Origin of the sequence: Shewanella phaeophyticola (assembly GCF_025398315.1) — a bacterium.
Lineage (GTDB): Bacteria > Pseudomonadota > Gammaproteobacteria > Enterobacterales > Shewanellaceae > Shewanella > Shewanella phaeophyticola.
Genome location: NZ_JAODOQ010000001.1, coordinates 3,668,624 through 3,688,774 on the forward strand (window position 1 = coordinate 3,668,624; position 20,151 = coordinate 3,688,774).

Below are 20,151 nucleotides of genomic sequence, written 5' to 3' on the forward strand. Positions count from 1 at the left end.
AAACAGAGCCGGATCCCCGATAACAACATTCGAGGATGACAGATTGGCGCCAAATATCTCACTGCAATGCTTAAAAAACCAGGTTTCAGCACTCAATGATAGCGGCTTAAAGTTATTCCCAGCCTGTAACTGTATCTAGGGTCTGTGCAAATACCGTTATCTACTGCTGCATACCAGCACTGTTCAAGTCCATTTTATACAAAGGCGCTGGGATTTTCTCTGAGGTAATATAAATACTCTGACCATCCTGGCTAAACCCAACAGCTTCGGCTTGTTTTAGTGCGGGCAGTGCAATCTGTTGTGGTGTGGTTGAAAACAAGCTTAACCAGTCACCTTGTGTGGTTTGAGTAAAATAAAACGCGTGGGTATAGGTTAATATCACCGCTGATAAACCATCTGCCGAGACATCCATCGCGGTGGGTTTTCCAGCAAATCCTGCCCAGGTATAAATACTGACATAATCAAGCATGGCTGTAGGCAATGGTGTTATCTCGCCTAGCCTTTGGGCTTGCTGCTTAATTTTTTCAGTAGATGAATTATTTGATCCACTTTGCTGCGTGGGTGCGATTAATGGCAACGCATATAATATCGGCAGCGTGTCACGTTTGGTCAGTAACAGTATTTTACCCTTGATGACATCGACTGCGACTGACTCACAATCACGAGCCCCATCTGGGTAAGTAAATGCCATGCTCCAAATCGGAGTTGCCGACAGATTTTTTTGGCCATTGAGCAGGCTTAAATCGGGCTCTTTGATCAAATGTAACTGATATTGCGATCGCCTTGCCTGGTTATCACCCACATCGGCAATCAATAGGTACGACTCGCCCTGGTAAACAAACGAGGCAATGTCTTCCCAATCGGTATTGTTTACACCGGTAATATTAACTGTGGCTAACTGCTGCCCCTGGGTATCGATAGCAAAAATTCTAGCCGTGTCACCGCTGTCGTTGTGCACCCACAATATTTGGTCATTAATCCGCGATACTGCTAGGCCGCTGGCTTCGTCAATAGATGGGGCAGTAATGTTGCCCGCTTGGCTCATACCCGTTGGCATCGCGCAGGCACTGGTTGATAAGGCTAAGATTAAATATAAAAATACAGTAAGGCGGTTAAACATAATAATGACTGACTCAGGCTGCGACTGACAAAAAGTAACGGTATTCTAACAAATATGTATTGCAAAAGATTGCTTATACCATTTCCATTAATTATGTGACCAATCAGAGTCGCTCAGACTGTTCAGTTTGAGGCGCATTGTTGAAATAATGGTTATTCCCTTCTAAGGCAATGCAACAAAGAAATGGACTGTCTGAGCCTCTCCTGCAAGGCGGGTTTCTGTGCCTTCTATGCTGCTTAATCGTATTTTGACGTACGACTGCATGGATGCAGGAGGTAGAGCAACGCAGGAGCAGTTGCCGAGAGCAACTATGCCTACAATCCTATTACTTGCCTAGAAGGTACAGAATTACCGCTGAATGACCAGATAATTAGTGGAATTGGTATTAAACGTATCGATCAATCGTTAATTGAATGGCATTAAAATAAACAAAAAAGGCCACTTTCTTTGTTCCGAAGAAAGTGGCCATGCACGTTTTTAGTGATTGAAATGATGAGTAAAAACCACTAAAAACCAGTACTTATTTTAACCTTAGCTTACTAACACATTAATACTCATAGCTAAACTGTAACGTGTATTCTGTGCCAGGGTCTTTGGCATACACTTGATAGTCTTGCTGCTCGTACTCGGTGGTTTCACCTAAAATATTCTTCGCTTTTAACTTCACCGTGGTGCTGGTTGTTGGGAAGAAAGTATAGGTAAAGTCAAGGCTATGGAATGGCTTTTCATATACATCATCTAAACCGCCACGCCCACCATAAGCAATACGTTCGCCAAACACGTTATACACCAATGTTGCGCTGTGATAACTGTCTGATGAATCGTAACTGAGTTGCAAGTTAGCCACCCATTGCGAGTGCCCTGTCATACGGCGCGATTGGTTAGTTGGGTCGATTTCGCCATTGGCTTCGATGTCAATTTCTGAATCACCTAGGGTTAAGTTACCCGCAATAAAGAAGTCTTCCCAAATGCTGCCATCACTGCCTAAAAACTCAAGCTCTTGTAAAAACTCAGTTTCAACACCGTAAATATGACCTGACTGAGCGTTATAAAACTTAAGCTGACGGCTCGCTTCTGAAATACGTTGAATGGGCTCAATCGGCGCGTCCACATCTTTGTAGAATGCACCTACACTGAAGTTATTGCCAGAGTCTGAGTAGTATTCCCAACGTAAATCAAGGTTAAGAATGTCTGAGCTTTTTAACTCTGGATTACCAAAAAAGTCAAAGCCTGTTGCTGGGTCTTGGAAACGCACTGGTGACACTTCGCGCAAGTCTGGGCGCACGATGGTTTTACTTGCACCAAATCGCCATTGCGTGGTGTAGGTTTGTTTCCAGGTAATTGATAATGAAGGGAACCAGCCGTCTTCAGCTATAGCATAATCTTCAAGATCATAACGGCCACCTTCGTCTGAAATCTCACCATCAGGGTCAATTGGCAATGTTACGCGGCGAAAGTCTTCGTAACGCAAACCGGCATACACACGCCAAACGTCGTCAAAGTCGATGTCCATACTAACAAACGCTGCATCATTTTTTTCGGCGGCGATGTAATCTTCAGTGTCGGTAGATGCATCTTTTAGCTCAAGATCTAACACGTCGTTGCTGATGTTACTGTCTGAGAAAATCTCATCAAAGTCACCGGCTAAAATGTCACCGTTAACATCGGTAGGGCTTAAATCAACATCTAAGCCTAAACGCGTGGCAAAGCTTTCGCGGGTGCGCTCAAAGTATTCATAACCTGTGGTGATCTTGACCACCGCACCGTCTAAATTAATAGGGTAAGTAAAATCCCAACCGTAGTTTTGAGTATCATCATTTAAACGGCTATAAACGTATTTTGGCGCATCTTGAGTATTGAGGTTACGTGACAACAAGTCTTGATTGTCATCTAATACTACGTTGTATGTGTATGAGACTTCATTAGGTGCATAACGCTCAGAACGTGCATCAGAGAACTTCCAGCTAAATTCAGCATCATTAAGGTCTTCAATAAAGTGATGCCCTTTGATTTGATTACTGATTAAAGTACGTTCTTCATAATCAATATTATACACTTGCAGCGCGTTTGGTTCGGCTAAGGTATCGATGGTTTCTTCAATGCCCACAGAGACATCGTCTGAGGTGTCTTGCAAATAGGTGGTGAAGGTCTCAATTTTATGGTTGTAGCCAATTTCTAGCCCGAGGTTAAGCATGCCCGACACTTGCACGATTGAATCTGTACCCACAACATCTTTTTGGTTTTCAATCTGAATTTGGCTGCTGTCGCCGTCTAACTCAACTTCGCGCTTAGTGTAGTTTTCAGCTTGTTTTTTGTACGAAACTGCAGACAAGGCACCAAATACGATATCGTCGCTAATGTCCCAACGGTCACCAATGGCCACATCACCACGAACCGCAGGCTCTGTGCTTTGAGTAAACACTGTCATGTCACGGTACATGTCTAACGATAATTCGCGGTTAATTTTTTGCGCACCGGCAAAATCTACTGCACCATTTGAGCCACTAAAAATATCAATTGGGCTAATACCACCATATTGATTAATCGTGTCATTTATATTGCTCGGCATGCTGCGGGTACCGTCATCTTGACCGATCCAATCATTACCACCACCGTTATAGGTGTAGCTGTTGTCTGAGTCGTTAGTATTGTAGCGACCACCTACTGAGGCTTTAAAAAAGAAATCAGACGGAATTGATTTAGTACGAATATCAACGTGTCCGCCACCAAATGCAGCAGGAGAGTTAGCAGACGCAGACTTTTGCACCGATAGCGATTCAATGATCGAGGCAGGGAACATATCGAGCGGTACAACATTACGCGTTGGATCGGGCGATGGTACTGTCGAGCCGTTAAGCGAGGTGCTTGAATATCGCTCTCCTAGGCCACGCACGTAAATGAATTTACCATCTTTTAAAGTTAAACCTGTCACACGACGAAGCGCTGCGGCAGCGTCACCGTCACCGGTTCTTGAAATTTGTTCTGAGCCCATAATATCGGCTACAGCAATTTGTTCGCGACGTTCTTCTGTGGCTTCTGACGCTGAGCTACGTAAACGTCCTGTGACTGAAATCACTTCAATTGGCTCAATCGGAATCACTTCGCCTGGGTCACGAGCAGGCTCTGGTTCTTGCGAGTATACTGGGGTAGCAGTTAATAAGGTCGCCGCAGAAATCACAGAGATAATGGCAAGACTTAATTTATTAACGGTAAAACTCGGCTTGGTTTTCATACTTATACTATCCTGTATGCGGTTCAGAGATAGCCGCCCTTGCGAGCGGCTATTAATAGGTCACTGATTACTTAATCAAGGGGATTACTGTGGGTCAAAAGCCCAACCTTGACGCCAGTCAGTCTGGCCATCGAATGCACCAATGTAATCGGTTGATTCGAAGAAGCTGTCATCAGTGCTTAAGTCTTTACCTGTACCAAGTAGCGTTGTATCCGTTGCTGCTGGCATGCCGTCGGTAATACTCACTACTGAGGTTGAGTTACCTTCTTGACCCATAAACCAGGTCTCTGTATCAATGTCGGTAGTACCAGATGTCTTAAATGGCTCGTTACAATCAATGATTGAGTGAGTCATCACTAGCGAACCGTCATTGACGTTATCCACTAGGCTCGACACCGAACCGTCAAGCTCTAAACATTCGCCAGATTCCGTTTCTGCAGTGCTACCTTTACGGCCTTGTACCAGCACGTTATAAAGCTCACCGGCAGTACCAACACGTAACAAGATACCTTCGCCGTTGTCGCCACTCGCATTTGGCGAATCAACACCCGGTAAAATCGTGAAGTTAGCCAACTTTGGTGCTGACACCGGAGTTACCGCTGCGCCAGAGCTATTGCTGTCGGCTTCGATACCACGGTTTGCATTGCCATCTTCATGGGTGATGTACACAAACTGTGCTTTACCTGTCCAACCGTTAGTCCAGTCTAATGAGTCATCAAAGTTTTCAGTTAAGTAAACGTATTTCAGGTTGACTGCGCCACCCCAAAACTCTACGCCATCGTCGCCGTTAGCATGCACTTGAATATGGTCAACTTGCGTACCACTACCCACTGCGGCAAACGAGATACCGTTCATTTCTTGTGTGTCATTAACTTTAAAGCCAGCATACTTAACCACTACATAGCTGATTTGACCGCTGTTATCTGCATTGTCGTTACCACCGTATGGGAAGTCGCCTACTTCGAACGATGCGTCACACGCATTTGCATCAGAACAGGTGTTAACTAAACCATTACCTAGGATAACTAATCCGCCCCATTGACCGCGCTCACCTTCAGCACCATCAATCACATCTTCTTCAGACGTCATTTCAATTGGGTAGTCAGCACTGCCTTGTAGCCATAATTTTAGAACCACGGCTTACGGCTAAATAGCTGTTTGAGGTTGCAAACATTTTTACACCAGCTTGAATCGCTAAGGTTGCTGATGTGCCTTTATCTTCACCGACAAGTACCGCACCGCCATCTAACTTGTACATCACGTTTTGACCGGCAAGCAGTGTGGTGTTGCTTAACACGTTGCCTTCAAGCGTACAGATTAGGGTGACAGATGAATCTTTATATAAACCCGCAACCGCGTCAGATGCGGTAGTACCTACAGGACAAGATGTCATGACAGGTAGTTCTGCTGGCGTGGTATCGACATCATCATGAATGGCTGTAGTCCAACCTGTAGTCCAGTCATTGGTGCCATCAAATGCGCCAATATATTCAGCATCATCTAAACGTGCATCAAGGTTGCTTAAGTCAGCTTTACCGCCAGTTAACGCAACAGATGATGAGTTAGGCATGTAACCGTCTAGGTCAGATGCGCCAACGAGGTTGCCATCTTGACCTGTGTACCAAGCTTCAACATCTAGTGCTAAGGTTGTACCTGCTTCGGCATCAACTTTGGCATCTTTAAATGGCTCAACACAATCCACTAAGCTGTTTTGCATAGTTAACGCTGCAGTATTGGCGTTATTAACCGTTGCATCGTCGTTCACTTCTAAACATTCGCCAGAGTCAACATCACCCTTAACTAGCATGTTATAAGCATAAGCACCGGTACCTTTACGGAACAAAATACCTTCAGCATCGTCACCGCCACTATTTGTGCCGTTAGCCACCTCAATGGTGATGTTAGCTAATGCAGGCTGTGACATGGGTGTTGCATTGGCATCGCTATTGCTGTCGGCTTCGATACCACGGTTTGAACCGTTGTCAGCTAAACGAATATAAACGTGCTGCGCACTACCTTGCCAACCGTTAGTCCAATCTAACGAGTCATCAAAGTTTTCAGTCAGTACGATGTTTGAAACAGAAACGTTACCGCCCCAGAACTCTAGGCCGTCATCGTTATTTAAATGTACTTGTACATGATCCACTTCAGTGCCCGCACCGACACCGGCAAAACTAATACCGTTCATTTCTTGGGTGTCGTTGATTTTAAAACCACCAAACTCAACACGAACATATTTGATTGAACCAGAGTTATCTTCTGTGTCATCACCGCCGTAGCTGTAGCTGCCTACTTCAAATGATGCGTCACAGTTTGTTAAATCAGGACAGGTATTTACAGGCGCGTTACCCAGTAACACTAAACCGCCCCATTGGCCTGCCTCACCTTCTTCACCTAAACCAGCTTCAACTGAAGTGAATACAATTGGTTCAGCGGCAGTACCTTCAGCCATGATTTTTGAACCGCGGCTAATCACTAGGTAAGAATCGCTACCACCTAAAATTTTAGTGCCAGGTAAAATAGATAACTCAACAGAATTTTCATTGTCGCCACCAGCAACCACTGCGCCATCTAATTGCCATACAACATCATCACCTAATACGATTAAGTCGCCATCTTGGCCACCGGTGCTGATTGTTGAAGCCGCTGTAGAAGGAGCTAATGTCCCCTTTAATACCCAAACCTCTTTACCATCAACTGTGGTCGTGCTTTTTGTCGCAAAGCCACTGTATGATAATTCTTGATCGCTCTCGGTTGGCGTTGTAGGTGTGGTTGGCGTTGTTGGTGTTGTGGTTTCAGTGCCAGTGCTGATATTGATATCACCACCACAACCAGCGAGACCTAAAGTAGCAGCAAGGGCTGTAGAAAGTGCTGTCAGTTTAAAAATGTTTTTCAGTTCCATTGTCATCTCCGAAGACGGATGTAAGCGTGTGAGTAAATCGGCTGGATGACAAGGTAGCGAGTAAAAATGACAAAAAGACTGCGACAAAATGACAGTAACATGTCATCAACATGACAATAAGATGTAAACCTGATGTTACTGCGGGTTAGAGGGCAACTTAAAGCAACATAAAATTTTAACAGTAGAGATAAAAAAGTAACCAAAAGCCAAATTTAATAACAACACACTTCATTAAATCGCTTCTCTGGTGTGCATTAATCACTATATCGGTGAAGGTTAATTAAGAGTTACGTAAATTGTCCATATACCAAATAATAATGCCGCAAGGCCTGCAGGCCTAAACCAAGCAAGGCCTTGTTTAGCGGCCTTTACGGCAAATATTTTGTGGTGTTTTTCTGTCATAAAAACTAATAAAATAGCCACCATAAACAACAGATTGCCTATAAACTCAAACACTAATGGGTAGCGAGTTTGATCCGCGCCCAATAACAACACTGCGCCAATGGCGAGTCGAGAAATGATTTCAAAATAATGAAAGTAGCGTTGGTGGCTAAAAGTGACAATTGCACTTGAAAACGCCTCAGGCTTAAACAACATAAACAGCCCGAAACAACAGATACTCACACCCCAAAGACTGATTAATATGGCCATATTGATTTCACAAAATGCAACAGTTGAACTATTTTACCACTGAAGTAATGTAATAAAAATGTTAGAAAACAATAAATAACGGCGCTTCAGGTACAATGTAAGTGAAGGGGTAAACAATCGCTTTAATAGGCAGTAATGTATTGTCACAAGATAATATTAAATTGAGTAAAAACTGAATGCCAACCCACTACATCAGTATAAAAAATATTAATAAACGCTCATAAAACCAGTTTTAGGCTTATTTAGTGTTAAAGTAGTCAGAAAGTACAATTTAAGTAGCAAGGGAGCGTCAATATGCCAGCAGATATTATTATTTTAGGAATATCGATCCTTATTGCTATCGGCATTTTACTCCACCACCCATCAAAAACATTGGGCTTACCGTCATTATTGATCTTTATGGGTGTAGGCTTAGCTTTTGGTAATGGTGAATTTGGCTTTGTTTACGACAACCTTCAGCTCACATCGACCATTGGTACTGTCGCGCTAAACACCATCGTCTTTGTGGGCGGCCTCAATACCCCGCTAAAACACATTCGCTTTGCTTGGAAAGAAGGTGGCATGCTGTCTAGCGCAGGCGTTATCTTTACCACGATTATTTTTGGCTTTATATTGAATGCGTTACTCGATTTCAATCTCATTACGTGTATGCTGTTTGCAGCAGTAGTCTCATCTACAGACGCGGCAGCGGTGTTTTCAATTCTAGAATCTAAAAAGCTTAAATTAAAACACGGTACTGGCACTATTTTAGAATTCGAATCAGCCACCAACGACCCCATCGCCTTGCTTATGGTTATCATGTTAACCGACTTTATTATTAACAGCGCAAGCGGCACACCAACCGCAATGTCTATCGCCACTAGCTTAGGTCAGCAAATTGGTGTCGGTGCGGTTATTGGCCTCATTATGGGTAAATTGTCGGTTTGGGCACTAAACAATATCAAACTGCCTGAATTTGGACTTATCCCAGTGTTTATTCTGGCTGCATTTGCCATTACGGTTTCTAGCACTGAAATTTTAGGCGGTAACGAGTTAATTGCGGTGTACATCGCAGGTGTCATCATTGGTAATTATTTAAAGAAAGGTGCAGAGGTCAGTAAGCACTTTTTTAATGGTATATCGTGGTTGGCGCAGTCGCTAATGTTTATTATTTTAGGGCTACAGATCTTCCCGCAACAACTTGCGCCAGTATTTTTTGCATCTCTCTTGCCCGCCATTTTACTGATTGTGGTCGCTAGACCGCTTGCGGTGCAATTGTGCTACCTCCCCTTTAGGCAAGCTAATTGGCGTAAACGCCTATTTGTGTCTGCAATAGGCCTCAAAGGCGCTACCCCAATTGTATTTGCGCTCATACCCGCCGCGGCCGGGGTTGAAGGCTCACGAGAAATGATCCACATGGTGTTTTTTATTGTGCTGATTTCGGTCATTATTCAAGGTGCAGCAATTGAACCATTAGCCAATAAACTAAAGTTAAATGTAAAACCTAAAAAGCCTCCTCAATAATCATTGACGACAAAAAAAGCCAATAGGGAGTACCCATTGGCTTAATAAAAATCGTTTATCTATTTTAAGGTTAGACTCACTAACGCTTATTTAAATACGCAGTGCTTCGCGTAATCAGCGGCTTCATTTGCAGTCCAATCGCCGCTTTCTTTTTCTTTCATTTGCTTACACCAAGCATCGCTGCCTACTTCAGGTGCACAAGCCGTTAAGCTAAGGGTTAATAACAATGCGCTTGAAGCAGCAACTAATTTTGATAAAGACATAAATAAGCTATCCTTTTCTATTAAATTTCGGAGTTTGTTGACCCTTTTCGGTATCAGCAAACCATAAACTAACACTTTGAACGTTTAGCAATCCACGCAATAGCATCTTGTTTTTGCGATAACGGAAACCATGCTACCTCACCTTGCATAAATGGTCCCATTAAACGTACAGCATTACCCACCCAATCAGAGCCGCCAACAAACACTAGCGCATCAAATTCTGGTAACTGTACTTCACCACTGCCCGTTAATGAACCAAAGTCCCACCCTTCGAGCAATACGTCGGCTTCGATATACAAACATACTTGGTCCCAATCTTTACGATAGGCACGAATAGCTGGCTGCAAACGGGTACGGTAATCTGGCGCAGATAAACGGCCACTGACAAATAAACTAATGACACCCTTGGAAATATCGGGGATTTGACACAACATAATGCTAACTCCAGCCTTATTATCAGGCGATAGAACAGGCTTTATACGGTGATGCTATCGTGTAAAGCAATAATGGCGCTCATAATAGCAAAACTCTGCAATTGATTTCATTAAATATGTAATAACTCAGAGCACAGTCAGATTTTTACTGGTGTCGCGCCGAGTTAACACTCAAGCTCATAAATACCCAGCGCTGAAATACGTGTCCAATTACGGTATAATAACCTGATATTGAATAAATTTAAGGGGACTTCCTCAACAGAATGATACAAATAACTCAACGAGTCATATTGCAAGATAACGAAATTGAATGGCAGTTTGTTCGCTCAAGCGGCGCTGGCGGTCAAAACGTTAATAAAGTATCAACAGCGGCTACAGCTTAGCTTTGATATTGCTACATCGTCTTTGCCTGAATTTTATCAACAAAAGCTATTAGCCAAAGCAGATCACCGCATTACCAAAAGCGGAAAAATCATCATTAAGTGTCAGCAATCAAGAAGCCAAGATTTTAATCGCCAAACCGCGTTAGAGCAATTTATTGAATTGGTAAAAAGTGTCGGCATTGTACAAAAGAAACGGATACCGACCAAAGCCACCAAAGGCAGCCAAACCCGCCGAATTGAAGCGAAAAAACAACGCGGTGCCACTAAAGCCATGCGCCAAAATAAAACCGGCTATTAATGCATTTTTAACCTTTAGATGAACATTTTTAGGTTTACCACGCGCGCATCTTCAGTAAGAATGGACTCACACGTTTTATTGCCCACACCACAGGAAGTAACATGAGCAGCACAGCCAAAGTTTTAGTGATTAATGGCCAAATCTAAATTTGCTTGGCCGTCGCGAGCCGGGGCACTATGGCCACCAAACCTTAGCCACCATTGTGAGCGATTTAACCGAAAGTGCTAATCAGCTTGGCGTTGAGTTAGCGCACATCCAATCAAACGCTGAATACCAACTTATTGATGCCATTCATGCAACTGATGCCCAGTTTATTATTATCAATCCAGCAGCTTTTACCCATACCAGTGTTGCTCTGCGTGACGCGATACTCGGCGTTGCCATTCCGTTTATTGAAGTGCATTTATCAAATGTGCATGCGCGCGAGCCGTTTAGACATCATTCGTATTTTTCTGATAAAGCCCAAGGGGTTATTTGCGGCCTAGGCGCACAAGGCTACGATTTTGCCCTGCAAGCGGCGATAAAATACCTAAAAGAGCACAACAAAGGATAAGGTTTGAGTAAGCTAAAGGCCGATGTCAGCATTATTTATAGCGGCATATTCAGCCAGTGGGACAGCCAGAGTGATGATTTGCCACGTTTTTTAGAGGCGACTGTTCACGTCCCCGCCGTTATTGATACTGAGTTTGGTTTTATTGTTCGAATCAAAAAAGCCAAAAACCAAGTATTAACCTACTGCATATATCATCCAGGTATTCCAGACGACAATGGCGATATTCGCCCACCGTTTGATGGAGAGGTTTTCATTAAAGAAAACGATTGGCGCTTTTACTTAGGCGATTGCATTTGGGCACCTGTGAGTAATAAGCTTGGTAACTGGCGAATGACACTTGAGCTCAATGGCAAAATTGTTGCCGATAAAACCTTTAAGGTATATCTCCCCGAATAAAGTGAAGCCTTATCGATAATCACGCTGCCACATTCAAGGTGATTGTTTGCTATACTCCGCGCAAATTGCCCCGCCATTATCGAGTGTCCATGTCTATTCAAGCTGTTTTAACTGATGCGTTAGCGAAACGCGCTGCTTTTTTTGAGCACGCTAAGCAACATAACACCGATTGTTATCGGGTATTTCATGGCACTGTAGAAGGTGAAAATGGCCTTAATATTGACCGTTACGGCGATGCTTGGTTAATCCAAACCTTTCATCAAACTTTAACAGAACAACAACTTGAAACTATATCAAGCGTGCTGACCGCTCATGCGGACTTTCATATTGTTTACAATGATCGCTCAGGCAGTCACTCACGAGTAGCAAATGTTAGTGTGAATGAAGCTCAAGATTACGCCCAAACAGAACAAGTTATCCGCGAAAACGGCATAAACTTTACCTCTAAGCTACGCCACGAAGGCCAGGATCCGCTGTTGTTTTTAGATATGCGCATTGGTCGTGAATATGTGTGCGATAACAGCAAAGATAAAACGGTACTCAACCTGTTTTCGTACACTTGCGGTATTGGTATTGCCGCAGCTATGGGCGGCGCGCGTAAAGTAATGAATGTCGACTTTTCATCATTTGCATTAGCCGCCGGGCAAAAAAATGCCGAGTTAAATAAGGTTACCGATGTATGTGAGTTTGTGCAAAGCGATGCGTTTCCGGCGCTGCGTCAATTAGCGGGTTTACCGGTTGGCGGACGTCGTAATCAAAAACTGCCTAAATACCCAAAACTGCGGTCATGCAATTTGATTTAGTGTTTTTAGACCCACCACGTTTTGCCAAAAGTGCTTTTGGTATTGTCGATTTAGTCAATGATTACCAAGGTTTATTTAAACCTGCAGTGTTAACCACTAAAGCAGGCGGTAAAATTGTGTGTTGTAACAATGTCGCTAAAGTGGATCGCCAGGCATGGTATGACAGCCTAGTACGCTGCGTTGAAAAACAAGGCCGTAAAGTCACGGCAACACAGTGGTTAGAATGCCATCAAGACTTCCCTGCATTTGATGATAATCATCCACTAAAAATTGTCGTGCTTACTATAGATTAATCGACACTTCATCGATCATTTATAATCATTCAGCCACCCAAAAGGTGGCTGAATAGTTTTGGTTAATCAAAAGTGCTTACGACATTGCCACGATTTGTGGGTTACCCGCAGCGCTCGTCGCGCTGTAATTACGCGCATCTAAACTGGCAAAGGTTGTGTCTAAAATGGTATCGACGTATTGCCAATCGCCGCGTACTTCATCGGCCGTAAAGGTCAGGAGTAAATAACCACGGTCTTTTAAGTTGGCATATTTAAGATCGCTCACTAAGTCCACAATTGCCGCTTCGGTTGCTGGCATCTCAGCATCAGACAAACCTAAGTAATATTCAAGCCCTGGTGATGACACGGAGCTAGTAGCAAATTCAACGCCTACGTTATCGCCATTGGTGTCTGTTAGCTCATTAGCCCACGCATTATGAGTGTCTCCAGCAATAACCACTAAATTGTGATTTAACGATTTCGCTGTAGCGAATATGACTTCGCGCTCGTAGGCGTAACCATCCCAAGCATCAAGATTGTATGGAATCGATGGCAATTGTAGTAACGCCATCACCTCTGGGGTCAACTTGTCTTGGTTAGCTTGCAGGTAAGCCAATTGTTCAGCGGTTAACGTGGTATCGCCTGCTTGTGCACGAGCAGCTAACACCGCAATACCCGCGAGCTCAGCAAATTGAGGAATACTCATTTGCTGAGTCGCAATAGCAGCAGGTAATAACATTTTACCCATTAACACTTGCTGCCCCAGTACCTGCCACTTAGCAGTAGACTGCAACAAGGTTTGCTGTAGCCATAACAATTGGGTTTGCCCCAATAAAGTACGATTGGTGTCAGTGACTGCGGCTAAAAAATTATCACTATCAAAGCTGCCCGTTGTTGCGTCAATGTAGTCGCTGTACTCTAATTGTTTGTCGCGACCCAGCACACGAGTATCGAGCATGTGCAAATCAACCAAGTTACCGTAATTAAAACTTCTGTAGATTTCTTCATTATTATCTTCGCTCCAAGGCCTAATGGGTAGCCACTCAAAGTAGGCTTGCAGTGCAGCAGCTTTACGTTGATCAAAATCACCTTCATCGTCGTTATGATTTTCAGCGCCGTCTTTCCAGGTGTCGTTAGCCACTTCATGGTCGTCCCACACGGTAATAAACGGCACTTTGCCATGCAGCTTTTGTAAACTGCTGTCACTGCGGTACTGGCTGTAACGTGTACGATAATCGGCTAATAGAAACAGCTCACCTTCAGGCAAGACTTCACGGCCTAATGCTGCGGCATTTTCGCTGGCGTATTCACCACGAGCATACTCATAAAGATAATCCCCTAAATGCACCACAGCATCTAAATCATCTCGCTGAGCAGCCATTTCGTACACATTAAAATAACCCGCTGGGAAATTAGCGCACGACATCACCGCAAGCTTAACTGAATCGACACTGCCCTCTGGTAACGTGCGGGTTTGACCAATCTCAGATACGTTTTCACCTGCTTTAAAACGATAAAAATATTGCTGGCCTGCGACTAATCCCACCGCATCAACTTTAACGGTATAGTCACGACTATCATTGGTGACAGTTTGCCCATTAGTCACCAAATCAGTAAAGTTACTGTCGGTGGCGACTTCCCATGACACCGTTATATCTCCTTGCGTATCAGGCGTAACCCGCGTCCATAAAATCACGGCATCAGCTGCAGGGTCGCCACTGGCAATACCTTGTAAAAACTGACCAGAAATAACCTCATCGTCATCACTATTGCAGCCCATTAGTCCGTAAGACACCACAACAGCACCAACACCTTTAGCTGACATAGCCAAAAAATCACGACGAGTGACAAACCGTTTCATATCATATCCTTATTTTTATCGTTAACGCGTGGCCATGATTCGCACGGCCTAAGAGCTCTAATGAGCGGTTATTGTGAGAGTGTTGAATGACATTACAGTGACAAAAGCATGACAACCCCGACTTACCTGCAACCTTAATAATTTTCAAACCGAGCCTGCTGGTGCAACACCTTTTTAGGCGAAACAAACTAGCCGAAATTAAATTGCACACAATGTAGTTGCATTTTATTTTCCGCCTAGTTATAGTGAACACAATTAGATTGCGCGCAACCCAAACTGTACGCAACTTAGAATAGTTTACTTTTACACGAGGTTTATTATGTCAACGTTATACACCACTTCAGCAACCGCATTAGCCGGCCGTAATGGTCAAGTTTCTACCGACGACAAAAAAGTCGACTTACAATTAAGCTACCCAAAAGAAATGGGCGGCAGCGGCGAGTTTACTAACCCTGAACAATTATTTGCCGCAGGTTATGCAGCCTGTTTCTCAAACGCAATATTGCACGTTGCGAGCCAAGGTAAAGTGGCCATCAAAGCAGCACCCACCACAGCAATAGTAGGCATTGGCTCTAACGATAATAGCGGCTTTTCCCTCACAGTCGCCCTTGCGGTTGAACTTGATTTAGACCAGGAAGCAGCAGAAAAGCTGGTTAAAACCGCGCACCAAGTTTGCCCATATTCAAATGCAGTACGTGGCAACATTGATGTAAAATTAACTGTAAATGGCCAAGCGATTTAACCCAAAAGATTGCGACATTAGCCAACAAAAAAACCAAGACGCGAGTCTTGGTTTTTTGCTGTTATTTATCGTTTAGGTTATTTAACCTGAGTTCGGGATAAGGAATGAACTTATGTTATTTAAAATCAACACGTTACCCCTTCTCACTTTCAAACTTGTCATTTGTTCTGCTAACAAGGCGAATTGACGCGTCAATAGCTAGCCTATTGCAAGTCGATTCAACGCAGTTAGCAGGGCAAAGGACTGTTTGAAAGGCGTTTATTATCCCGATCTCAGGTTATTTATCTTTAAGCATATTAAGCTTAGCTAAATAGTTGCGCTTACTGGCGGGCATGTCAGTTAACGCTATCGCCTGTTGTAAAATATCTTGTGCTTTTTTATGCTGCCCTAAACCCACGTGAGCGCGGGCAAGTGCATAGTATGCAGGATGAAAATACGGTGCACTGTCGATAAATTTTTCTAAAAATATCACGGTAGTTTTATAGTCTTTAAACTCGAGCGCTTCAATGCCCAAACTGTAATAGCTGTATGGATTACTCGACTCTATTGCTAACAAATGTTGATTAATGTTCTGTGCTTCCGCGGTTCTATTTTGCAATTCCAACAACAAACGATAATTGCTTAAAACACTAATCGAATTTGTATTATTGGCTAAAGCGTAGCGATACAGTTTTTCAGCCGTGTGCTCATCGCCTAAACGACGGTGAGTAATGGCCATCATATTGATTAATGCCTCGTAATCTGGGGCCAGCGTTAACCCTTTATTCAGCAGTAAAAACGCTTGTTGATATTGTTTCTCAAGCATGGCATCTGCCGCTAAATTACGATAAAACATCGCTAAAAATTGTTTTTCCGATACGATTGCGCCCGTTCTATCAAAGCGATCTGGGAAATAATCAATCACCGTCGCCACGCCACCACTCAAAAAGTGCCCATCAGGTTTTTCATCGTACAAATATGTACGAACATGATCCGAGGTCACTAAAATATCAGACGTAATATTGGTCAATATTGGCGCGGCATGCACTACTTGAAACACCGTATGCACGTTAAGCTCTTTTGCTACCGAATAGGTTAATAGTGCCAATGCCATACAATTACCAGACTGATTTTTCCAAGATTCTGTACTGGTATAATTTTGCCCTTCGTAATTAAAATTCATCATTTTATGATTGATAAATTCGGCTACTTTTAATCGGTTTGGTAATGCTTTAATGCTGTCCCTCAATACAAAAGCCGCTAATTCATCTCGCTGCGATAAGGTTAAATACGTTAAGCTCGAAATGGCTGGTACGTCATTAACCTGCTCAGCTGACACTAGTGAATAATTAAACGAAGGCAAAGCCGTTGATTGTTGTTTTTTGGCAGGATGCAGTGAGCAAGCACTTAATAAACCCATCAGTAGGCACAACATGATATTGTGCCTACTGAATAGCAGATGACTTGATAAGGGCATTAACAACATTCCATGTAGTTGATTCGTTGCTCAAATATGCAACAGATATCCCTCTATGGCAAGGTTGTCTATCTTAGCCCCTATAAAAGCGGCTCTACGATTTTATGCTCATTAAAATATCTAACGCGCGTAAACGATGTTCATTGCTGTATAAATCGTTAGTGAACATCACCTCATCCACGCCAAGCTGTTCAACAAACACCTCTAAACGATGCTTAATGGTCGCAGAGCCGCCGCAAATAGATAAGCTTAAGAAACTATCGACATAGCTTTTTTCTTGCTCACTCCACAACCCATCCATACTATCGACAGGCGGTTTTAGCCACATTTCTTGACCACGAATAAGCGCTAAAATGCGTTGTTTTGATGTGGTGCTAAGGTATTGCGCTTCAGCATCGGTAGGCGCTGCCACTAACGGTAGCCCAACCATCACATAAGGTTTGCCGAGCACTGCCGACGGGACAAACTCACGGCGATATAACGCAATAGCCTCAGATAAAAACCGTGGTGCAAAATGACCCGCAAACACATACGGCAAACCACGTTGAGCCGCGAGTTGCGCACTGAATAAACTTGAGCCTAATAAACCTCAGCTCTGGATAACAAACGCCTTTCAAGCAGTCCTTTGCCTTCCTCACTGCGTTGAATTAACTTGCAATAGGCTAGCTATTGACGCGTTAATTCGCCTTGTTAGCAAAACAAATCACAAGCTTGACAGTGGATTTTAGTCAATCTATTGATTTATATCATTATCAATACATCTCTTATCCAGAGTTGAGGTTAATAACCAAATCGGCACATTGGTATTTTCGCCCGGAATAGCTCTTACCGCTTTAGCTTGCCCTATTTGGCGGGCTTCACGTGAGCCAAGCAATGATTGCAGCTCACTGACTTCATTCGGAAAATGCTCCGCCCGCTGGGTATCACGATTAAGCGCTAAGCTGGTTACCGGATCACTGCCCGGCGCACGGCCTAGGCCTAAATCAATTCGGCCTGGATACAAACTGGCTAGGGTGCCAAATTGCTCTGCCACCACCAGCGGTGCATGATTAGGCAACATAATGCCACCCGCGCCCACTCTAATGCGCTCAGTGCCACCCGCAATATAACCGATTAAAATCGATGTTGCAGAGCAAATAATGCCCGGCATATTGTGGTGTTCGGCTAACCAAAACCGATTCACCCCTACACGCTCAGCATATTGAGCATAAGCTAAACTTCCTTTTAGGGTATCGGTGATGGTCGAGTCTTCGCGCATTGGCGCAAGTTCAAGTAACGAAAAAGGAATATCTGCCAATATTGACATCATGGCTCCTTATTTGAGGAATAAATACCAGCTTAAAAAGCTTGTAGCATCTCGGGAGTGAATTCGTCGGTGTCAACTGTAAAACCTGCGGCTTCAATCGCTTGTTGTAGTTTATCCAGTTCATTATTGACGTTTGACATGGTTAAGGTGTTGTTATCTAACTCGTAAACTATCGCTAAACTTTGATAATAAAAACTCAATATCACCAAAGCATCACGATTATTGTCTTTGGCCGCTTGTTGTACCGCTTTGAGTTTACGGAAAATTTTGTTTTGCAGCTGCTTAAGTTGCCACACGTAATACACTTCATAAAACTTGGGCTTTTCACGCAAGTTACGCACCAGCAGGCTGCACACCATTAATGCCAAAATAACCCCAGTAAAATTAAGATGAAAATTCCCAGTAGACTCGGCACCAGGTAATGGCTTAACGCCAAAGAAATAAATCATTAACTGACCAAACACCAACGACAATATGGCCAGTATCACCACTAAGCCAATCTGCACCTGATTGTTAACCGAACGGTACTGGCTTTTATCTATTTTAACTAACTTCATCACTCTACTCGCCAAAACACACAACAAATTAATGCATAGCTTAACGCGCCCTAATGGGAGAACAAAAGAGTAAATCGCTTTATATCAGAATAAAAAGACACAAGCCCTTAAATCATCAATCATTTAAGGGCTTACAGTAATTACTACAATGAGCTTATCAATCGACTTGTAACCCGATTAAAGGTTTAACTTAATTACGGCCAGCCATTACGCCGCCATCAACATCCCAAATTGCGCCTGTCACCCAGCCCGCTTGTGAAGACAATAAAAACGTTACGCTGTTTGCAACATCAACAGGACTACCAATGCGGCCGATAGGGTGGAATCCATTAAAGCCTGCCAATGCGCTTTCAACATCTTTTGGCTCAATAAAGGCTTCATAAATTGGGGTGTGCACTACCGCTGGTGACACGGCATTCACGCGAATATTATGCTCCGCTAATTCCATTGCCATATGCTGAGTCAGTGCATGTAAACCGGCTTTTGCCATAGAATACGCACTTGATGGTGTGGCTTTAATTGCTTGCTTAGCCCACATAGAGCCAATATTAACAATGCTGCCACCGCCATGCTTAATCATGTTTTTGGCGACAGCTTGCGAAATCACAAAAATCGCTTTGTTAAGCTCCATGTAAATGTCGTAATCACTCAATTGATGATCTAGAAATGGCTTAGGATTAAAGTAACCTGCCGCATTGACTAAATGATCGATACCGCTCTCCATTGCATCAATCATCTCAACCACACGTTGCAGATCTTGCGCATTGTATAAGTTTGCTTGAACGCCACTGACTTTGCCTAGTATTGACAATTGATCAACCGCTGCGTCGAGCTTTTGAGCATTGTTACCCACGATAATGGTAGCGACACCTTGAGTAATTAATTGCTTAGCGGTTTCAAAACCAATACCACTACTGCCACCAATAATTAATGCCGTTTTTGGGGTTAAAGTTGTCATTTGTTCACACCTAATTTACGAGTAAGTGTGATAAGCTTATTGATAAACTATCCGATTGAATAGTAAGTACAATTTAGTTCCATAGGTACTTTTAGGTACATATTGATGAATACAAAAGAAAAATTATTTGCACGAAAGTCTGCACCCGAAAAGTCAGCCAGAATGGTCGAAACGATTTACGGCTGCAAATGGTCGTTAACGGTATATCAGTTACTCGCTAATAATATTAATCGTCCCGGTGAGATGGTTAAATCGGTTGATGGACTCAGCACTAAAGTACTGAATCAGTGTTTAAAGAAAAACATTGAATTTGGTATTTTGAATAAAATTAACTATCCCGAAATTCCGCCAAGGGTAGAGTATGAGGTGACAGAGTTTGGTCAAAAATTCATGCGGATTTTAGACGACATTGAAAAGCTGCAAAATGAAATTGATGCTTAGCCCCCAGGCTAAGCACCATT

The 20,151-nt window shown here is 43.3% G+C and carries 15 protein-coding genes and 5 pseudogenes; 7 read left to right on the forward strand and 13 right to left on the reverse strand.

Annotated features, from left to right (window positions below):
- Positions 1-160: 160 nt before the first annotated feature.
- From N4T56_RS17025 to N4T56_RS17045, 5 genes are all read right to left on the reverse strand, one after another.
- On the reverse strand, positions 161-1,120 hold the full coding sequence (locus N4T56_RS17025; RefSeq protein WP_261734058.1) for a hypothetical protein: 960 nt from the start codon (positions 1,118-1,120) through the stop codon (positions 161-163).
- Between the two features lie 547 nt (positions 1,121-1,667).
- Complete coding sequence (locus tag N4T56_RS17030) at positions 1,668-4,352, reverse strand: TonB-dependent receptor domain-containing protein (RefSeq protein WP_261734059.1); 2,685 nt, start codon at positions 4,350-4,352, stop codon at positions 1,668-1,670.
- Between the two features lie 84 nt (positions 4,353-4,436).
- Positions 4,437-5,489, reverse strand: a complete 1,053-nt coding sequence (locus N4T56_RS17035; RefSeq protein WP_261734060.1) for a hypothetical protein — start codon at positions 5,487-5,489, stop codon at positions 4,437-4,439.
- A complete protein-coding gene (locus N4T56_RS17040) occupies positions 5,455-7,254 on the reverse strand; it encodes a hypothetical protein (RefSeq protein WP_261734061.1) in 1,800 nt (599 codons plus the stop codon). The genes N4T56_RS17035 and N4T56_RS17040 overlap by 35 nt, the downstream gene beginning before the upstream one ends.
- Positions 7,255-7,530: 276 nt before the next feature.
- Entirely contained in the window at positions 7,531-7,905 is a 375-nt protein-coding gene (locus N4T56_RS17045) for a hypothetical protein (RefSeq protein ID WP_261734062.1), read from the reverse strand.
- Between the two features lie 294 nt (positions 7,906-8,199).
- Here N4T56_RS17045 and N4T56_RS17050 point away from each other — a divergent pair, with 294 nt between their 5' ends.
- Positions 8,200-9,408: a potassium/proton antiporter gene (locus N4T56_RS17050; protein WP_261734063.1), complete on the forward strand. Its 1,209-nt coding sequence runs from the start codon at positions 8,200-8,202 to the stop codon at positions 9,406-9,408.
- Positions 9,409-9,494: 86 nt separating this feature from the next.
- On the opposite strand, the gene N4T56_RS17055 is transcribed toward N4T56_RS17050, so the two are convergent.
- A complete protein-coding gene (locus tag N4T56_RS17055; protein WP_160056019.1) occupies positions 9,495-9,671 on the reverse strand; it encodes a DUF3012 domain-containing protein in 177 nt (58 codons plus the stop codon).
- 68 nt (positions 9,672-9,739) lie between these two features.
- Positions 9,740-10,105 carry a SpoIIAA family protein gene (locus N4T56_RS17060; protein WP_261734064.1) on the reverse strand — a complete coding sequence of 122 codons (366 nt, stop codon included), beginning with the start codon at positions 10,103-10,105 and terminating at the stop codon, positions 9,740-9,742.
- Between the two features lie 263 nt (positions 10,106-10,368).
- Here N4T56_RS17060 and arfB point away from each other — a divergent pair.
- The 4 genes and pseudogenes from arfB to N4T56_RS17080 all read left to right on the forward strand — a co-directional run bounded on the left by arfB (position 10,369) and on the right by N4T56_RS17080 (position 12,831).
- A pseudogene (gene arfB / locus N4T56_RS17065) lies at positions 10,369-10,786 on the forward strand (alternative ribosome rescue aminoacyl-tRNA hydrolase ArfB).
- Positions 10,787-10,887: 101 nt separating this feature from the next.
- Positions 10,888-11,339, forward strand: a pseudogene (gene aroQ, locus N4T56_RS17070) (type II 3-dehydroquinate dehydratase).
- 3 nt (positions 11,340-11,342) lie between these two features.
- Positions 11,343-11,735, forward strand: a complete 393-nt coding sequence (locus N4T56_RS17075; RefSeq protein WP_261734065.1) for a DUF3859 domain-containing protein — start codon at positions 11,343-11,345, stop codon at positions 11,733-11,735.
- An 89-nt stretch (positions 11,736-11,824) separates the two neighbouring features.
- Positions 11,825-12,831 (forward strand): annotated as a pseudogene (locus N4T56_RS17080) (class I SAM-dependent rRNA methyltransferase).
- Positions 12,832-12,907: 76 nt separating this feature from the next.
- On the opposite strand, the gene N4T56_RS17085 reads toward N4T56_RS17080, so the two are convergent.
- Complete coding sequence (locus N4T56_RS17085; protein ID WP_261734066.1) at positions 12,908-14,671, reverse strand: alkaline phosphatase D family protein; 1,764 nt, start codon at positions 14,669-14,671, stop codon at positions 12,908-12,910.
- Between the two features lie 319 nt (positions 14,672-14,990).
- Here N4T56_RS17085 and N4T56_RS17090 point away from each other — a divergent pair, with 319 nt between their 5' ends.
- Positions 14,991-15,413, forward strand: coding sequence for an organic hydroperoxide resistance protein (locus tag N4T56_RS17090; protein WP_261734067.1), 423 nt, complete (start codon positions 14,991-14,993; stop codon positions 15,411-15,413).
- Between the two features lie 277 nt (positions 15,414-15,690).
- Here N4T56_RS17090 and N4T56_RS17095 read toward each other — a convergent pair whose 3' ends face one another.
- The 5 genes and pseudogenes from N4T56_RS17095 to N4T56_RS17115 form a co-directional block, all read right to left on the reverse strand.
- Entirely contained in the window at positions 15,691-16,869 is a 1,179-nt protein-coding gene (locus tag N4T56_RS17095) for a tetratricopeptide repeat protein (RefSeq protein ID WP_261734068.1), read from the reverse strand.
- A gap of 94 nt (positions 16,870-16,963) precedes the next feature.
- Positions 16,964-17,455, reverse strand: a pseudogene (locus N4T56_RS17100) (LLM class flavin-dependent oxidoreductase); the annotation flags it as partial.
- 183 nt (positions 17,456-17,638) lie between these two features.
- Positions 17,639-18,175 (reverse strand): annotated as a pseudogene (locus tag N4T56_RS17105) (MsnO8 family LLM class oxidoreductase); the annotation flags it as partial.
- Positions 18,176-18,207: 32 nt separating this feature from the next.
- Positions 18,208-18,732 (reverse strand): DUF3087 domain-containing protein, encoded by a 525-nt coding sequence (locus tag N4T56_RS17110; RefSeq protein WP_261734863.1) that lies wholly within the window; start codon positions 18,730-18,732, stop codon positions 18,208-18,210.
- 190 nt (positions 18,733-18,922) lie between these two features.
- On the reverse strand, positions 18,923-19,690 hold the full coding sequence (locus N4T56_RS17115) for an SDR family NAD(P)-dependent oxidoreductase (protein ID WP_188956222.1): 768 nt from the start codon (positions 19,688-19,690) through the stop codon (positions 18,923-18,925).
- A gap of 105 nt (positions 19,691-19,795) precedes the next feature.
- On the opposite strand from N4T56_RS17115, the gene N4T56_RS17120 reads away from it, so the two are divergent.
- Entirely contained in the window at positions 19,796-20,131 is a 336-nt protein-coding gene (locus N4T56_RS17120) for a winged helix-turn-helix transcriptional regulator (protein WP_188956224.1), read from the forward strand.
- Positions 20,132-20,151: the final 20 nt, after the last annotated feature.